This window comes from Mycobacterium sp. SMC-4, from assembly GCF_025263265.1.
In the GTDB taxonomy this organism is placed as follows: domain Bacteria; phylum Actinomycetota; class Actinomycetes; order Mycobacteriales; family Mycobacteriaceae; genus Mycobacterium.
In genome coordinates, this window is the sequence record NZ_CP079877.1 from 1 (window position 1) to 5,066 (window position 5,066).

The window sequence follows — 5,066 nt, forward strand, 5'->3', positions numbered from 1 at the left end:
TAAATCACTGCATTTTCATCCGATGAATCACGCAGCAATCGTGTGACTCTCGCCTACCGACCCGGTACCCATGGATGAAACAGCCTGGACACCAGGGGTTTTCGGTGGATGCGAACGAGTATGCATGACCCCCTCTCCGGCTGGCCGCCGCGACACGCATCGGCGAACGTTCGTTTTGCGATGGACCTACCTGCGGCGATGTGGTAATGATTCATTAGATGATTCAATGATGCATCAGATGAGACGTCCTGGGAGGCTGAATTGCCCGTCGACAAGAGCGGTCGCGTGGTTCTGGTCGGGTCAGTTCCGCTGCTGCATCCGGAGGCCCAAACCGTCGAGGACATGCTCGACGGCTGGCGCAACCAGCAACTGTGCCGCAACCTCGACCACGAGACCATCAGCAAGCGCATCGCCCTGGTGCGCCGCTTCATCGACCACTGCAACGAGTACCCCTGGGCCTGGACACCGGCGATGGTTGAAGAGTTCTTCGCCGATCTGCGCGGCATCAAAGGCCGGGCGCAATCGACCGTGCGCGGCTACCAGAACGGCCTACGGTTGTTCTGCTCGTACATCGCTGATCCGGACTACGGCTGGGATCGGGTATGCGAGCAGCGCTTCGGCACTCACCCTGCGCAAGTGTTCTTCGAGTGGAACACCGCTGCCCACGTCCAAGACAACGAGCAGAATCCGCTCAAGCGGCCCTTCACCAAAAAGGAGCTGCAGGACTTCTTCGATCATGCCGACGAGCAAGTGTCCCTGATTGCCAATGCCCGTAAGAAGGGCTGGCTGCCGGCTTACCGCGACTCGGTGATGTTCAAGGTGGCCTACTCCTACGGGCTGCGCTTCAATGAACTGCGACACCTGCAGACCGTCGACTTCTCGCGCAATCCGCACGCCGCCGAATTCGGGCGCTATGGCGCGGTTCTGATCCGGTACGGCAAGGCCAAAAAAGGCTCACCGCCGAAGCGGCGCACCGTGTTCACGGTGTTCGACTGGACACCCGAAGTCATCGCCGACTGGCTCACCCACGGCCAACCGTATATCGACGACAGCATTGACCTGTTCCCCAGCGAGCGCGGCAGCCTGATCGCTGAGACCACCCTGCTGCGCCGCTTCCGGCGCTACTGCGACGAACTGGATCTGCCGGCCGGACTGGATCTGCATTCGTTTCGCCGCTCGCACATCACCCACCTCATAGAGGACGGCTGGGACGCCAAATTCGTCCAAGACCAGGCCGGCCACGATGTCGCCAGCACCACATCCCTCTACACCGGTGTATCCAGCGACTACCGCACCCGCACACTGCGCCGCATGCTCGATCAGACCGTCAAAGATGCGCTCTCCTTCGGGGAAGAATCATCATGAAACGCGAAGTCGACTACACCTGGCGCCTCGCCGAGCTCATGGCCGCGCATGGCATGCACAACAGCACTGACCTGATCCCCCGCCTGGCCGAACGTGGCATTCAGCTCTCCCGACCCCAGGTCTACCGTGTTGTCCACCAACGGCCCGAACGTGTTTCGCTGCAACTGATGGCCGCGCTATGCGACATCCTCGGCTGTGGCGTGGAGGACCTGGTGACCGTCACTGCCACCGACGTCCGACGCCGGAAGACCGCATCCGGGGCAGCCGCTACCCCGCCGCCGAACGTGGTCGAACTCAACAAGTCGGTCCGGCCACGGCGGGCGCGGGTCATCACCGATGGCCCCGATTAATCCCAAGCCACGATCCAGGCGCCGCGGACGCCCACCCGTCACCACCGGTCACTACGAATGCAGCCGCTGCCATCGCAAGGCCAACACACTGCGCGTCTACTGGCCCGGCGATCAGCTGTGCCACAGCTGCTTCTACACTGCGATGCGCACCCACGGCATCTGCCCCAACTGCGGGCACGACGGCGTCCTTCCCGGCCGCCTCAACCGCACCGACCCACGGCCGGTCTGCCTGACCTGCGCCGCCATCCCCGGCGATTACGCCTGCCGCACCTGCGGCCACGAAGGCGAAATCCACCGCCGCGGCGAATGCGCACGATGCGCTCTACGCGACGACCTGTGCAAAATCCTGCTGCACCATCCCGCCGACCCGGCCGCCATGGAAACCCTCCTCGAAGTGCTCTGCGGCGTCGACCGGCCCGAAAGCATCCTCACCTGGAAGCGCAACATCCAGGTACTGCAGCTCCTCGGCGGAATCACCTCCGGCGCAATACCCCTCACCCACGACGGCCTCGACACCGCCGGCCCGGGCCGACACATCGAACACCTACGCAGCATGCTGGTGCACCACCACCTCCTCCCACCACGCGACGAACACCTCGCACGATTCGAACGCTGGCTCGCCACCAAACTCGACGCCATCGACTCCCCGACAGTGCGAGGACCCGTGGAGCAGTTCGCCACCTGGCACCACCTGCGCCGCCTGCGCAGCGAGTCCAAGCCCGGCCAAGGAACCGACGGACCCAAACGCGCAGCACAACAAGAGATCACCGAAACCATCAAATTCCTGACCTGGCTCGAGCAGACCCACGACCGCACCGCTTCAACCTGCAGCCAGCAGGACGTCGATGAATACCTGGCCTCAGGTCCGACCACCCGCCATTCGATCCGGACGTTCTTCGTCTGGGCCAAACGCAGCAAGATCAACACCTCAATCACCATCGAGCACCGACAAGCCAGAACATCCCCGACCATCACCCAAGACCAGCGCCTCGCGTGGCTCAAAGAACTCCTCACCGGCGACTCCGAGAGTCTTCCCTACCGGATCGCTGGAATCCTGCTGCTGCTCTACGCGCAGCCGTTGACGAAGATCGCCGGCCTGCAGACCACCGCTGTCATCCGGGTAGGCGCCGAGACCCGTATCGCGCTGGGCAAAGAACCCACCCCGGTGCCCGAGCCGTTCGCCTCCCAGCTGCACCATCACCTCTACAACCGGCCCAATCAACGCACCACCGGCGGAGCCATCGCCACGCCCTGGCTGTTTCCCAGCAGCCGGGCTGGCCGTCACCTCGACCCGCAATCAATCATGCATCGGCTTCGATGGCTCGGCATCGAGTTGCTGGGCTCACGCAACAGAGCCCTTCGCGAACTCGTATCGCAAATACCGCCACCGGTCGTCGCCGAAATGCTCGGCTACAGCGACCAAGTCACCCAAAAACACGCCGCCGAAGCCGGCAACACCTGGGCGCAGTACGCATCCGCCACCGATCGGAAGCACACTCCGACAACACCACCTGGACGAACCATGACGACCGACTCTCCGCAGGTTTGCCCCACCGACGACAAAGACGAACCGGACACGGATACCTCCGAGCCCACGTTGTTCGACCTCGATCCCCCGGTTCGGCCCTACGACGTCCACATTGAGTCACTAGGAGCCGCGGCGGCCGCATTCGACGACGCCCGCGGCGCGGTCCAGGTGGCCACGAACGCCCTCGGTCAGGCGCGCGCGACAGCTAAAGCAGCCAAAACGCAGCTCACCGACGTAGTGCTCCAGGCGCATCTGGCCGGCGTATCTTGGGCGAAAATAGGTGAGGCCCTGGGTATCTCGCAGCAATCGGCCTATCAACGCTGGGCTCGACGTTTACGCGAGGACGATAACGCGACAATTCACGATGTCGAGGACGGCGATGAATCCGAAATCCCGATCTCCTAGCTGACACCGTAAACGACCTCAAGCCGCACCCAAGCCGCCGATACCCATCGATGACTCCACGAGCCTTCCACGACCCCATCTCTGAGCGCCGATCCAGCAGACAGACCGATCGCACCGAATACAGCGGAATCACCCCACCGAGGCGCGACTTGCATTGGTGTGAGACGTATTCCACCTAGCTGCCGTGTCTTCGAAGCGCTGATGACGCGGCAATGGCCGCTGCGACCGCGAAACCAGCGACAGCGGTAGCGAGCGTGAATTGCTCACCGAAGGCGCCGATGCACAAGCCGCCCAGGACCGCTCCCAAAGCGCCCATCGTCTGATTAATGGAGCGCCTCGTGGCGTTCACGCGCCCGAGCAGCCGGTCCGGTGTAAGCGTCTGCCAGTAGCCCATCTCGTTGGCATTCTCGATGCCGGCTGCGATCCCTTGGAATCCCAACGCAACGAAAATCACTGCATCGCCCAAACTGGATTCAGGGGCGCAGGCCACGAGCAGCCACGTGATCGGGTATGCGGTGCGCGCCAGAATGATCACCCGTCCCACCCCTATTCGGTCACCGGTCGACGGTGCCAACGAGGCCCCGATCAGACTCGCGACACCGAAGACCGTCAATAGCATTCCGAATGCGTAGGGGGTGAACCCCATGGAGCGCAGGGCCAGCAGGGAAAGCGCTGTCATCGCTGCCCCGTTGGCGAGGAACCATATGTGTGTCGACACTGCCAGCGGACCGAGAGTCCGGTGGCGGTAAGTCCATTTCAGGCCTTCGCCGATCTCGTGACGGAGGTGGCGCGAGCGTGGTTCTGGTTGGGGTTCGGGGGCATGGACGCTCGCAATCAGCACAGCCTCGACGAGGTAACTGATCGCGTCGACGACGATGGCCGCGGGAGCGCCCAAGAGGCCCACGAGTCCACCGCCCATCGCCGGGCCGAGGGTTTGGGCGGCAGCGTCGGCCTGATCGAGACGCGCGTTCGCCGCAACCAATTGTCCCGTCGGTACCAGTCGGGGAAGCAATGATTGCGTGGCGGCGAACCCGAATACCGAGAACGCCCCGAACGCCAGCAACGCGACGACCAGCATCCACATCTGCAGACTGCCGGCCAACCACAGAACTGGAACCAGCCCCAGGCTCAGAGCACGCCCCACGCTGGCCCACACCAGCACAGGTTTGCGGCGCCAGTGGTCGACATACACCCCGGCGACAAGTCCAAGGGCCGCGTACGGAACAAACTGTGCGGCGTTGACCACGCCAACCTCGAATGGGCTGGCACCGAGCAACTGGACGACCAAGACGGGCATCGCGACCGCAGAGATCGCCGACCCGATGGAACTGAGTGCCGCAGCCACCCAAAAACGAACAAAAGCCGAGCGAGTACCTTCACCCGCACTATCCCCCACGACACCACTGTCTCACGGCGAA

3 protein-coding genes and 1 pseudogene are annotated in these 5,066 nt (G+C 63.3%); 3 read left to right on the forward strand and 1 reads right to left on the reverse strand.

Annotated elements, in window-relative coordinates:
* Nucleotides 1-261 precede the first annotated feature (261 nt).
* The 3 genes and pseudogenes from KXD98_RS28350 to KXD98_RS28360 all read left to right on the forward strand — a co-directional run.
* On the forward strand, nt 262-1,365 hold the full coding sequence (locus KXD98_RS28350; RefSeq protein WP_232004317.1) for a site-specific integrase: 1,104 nt from the start codon (nt 262-264) through the stop codon (nt 1,363-1,365).
* Nucleotides 1,362-1,715, forward strand: coding sequence for a helix-turn-helix transcriptional regulator (locus tag KXD98_RS28355; protein ID WP_043988411.1), 354 nt, complete (start codon nt 1,362-1,364; stop codon nt 1,713-1,715). Before KXD98_RS28350 ends, KXD98_RS28355 begins: the two co-directional genes overlap by 4 nt.
* Nucleotides 1,716-1,857: 142 nt before the next feature.
* Nucleotides 1,858-3,192, forward strand: a pseudogene (locus KXD98_RS28360) (hypothetical protein); the annotation flags it as partial.
* Nucleotides 3,193-3,823: 631 nt separating this feature from the next.
* On the opposite strand, the gene KXD98_RS28365 reads toward KXD98_RS28360, so the two are convergent.
* Nucleotides 3,824-5,044: an MFS transporter gene (locus KXD98_RS28365; protein WP_043988410.1), complete on the reverse strand. Its 1,221-nt coding sequence runs from the start codon at nt 5,042-5,044 to the stop codon at nt 3,824-3,826.
* Nucleotides 5,045-5,066 lie beyond the last annotated feature (22 nt).

Bases quoted from the DNA above. Each gene is read 5' to 3' on its own strand.
- KXD98_RS28355 (WP_043988411.1), top strand. From the start codon at position 1,362: ATGAAACGCGAAGTCGACTACACCTGGCGCCTCGCCGAGCTCATGGCC.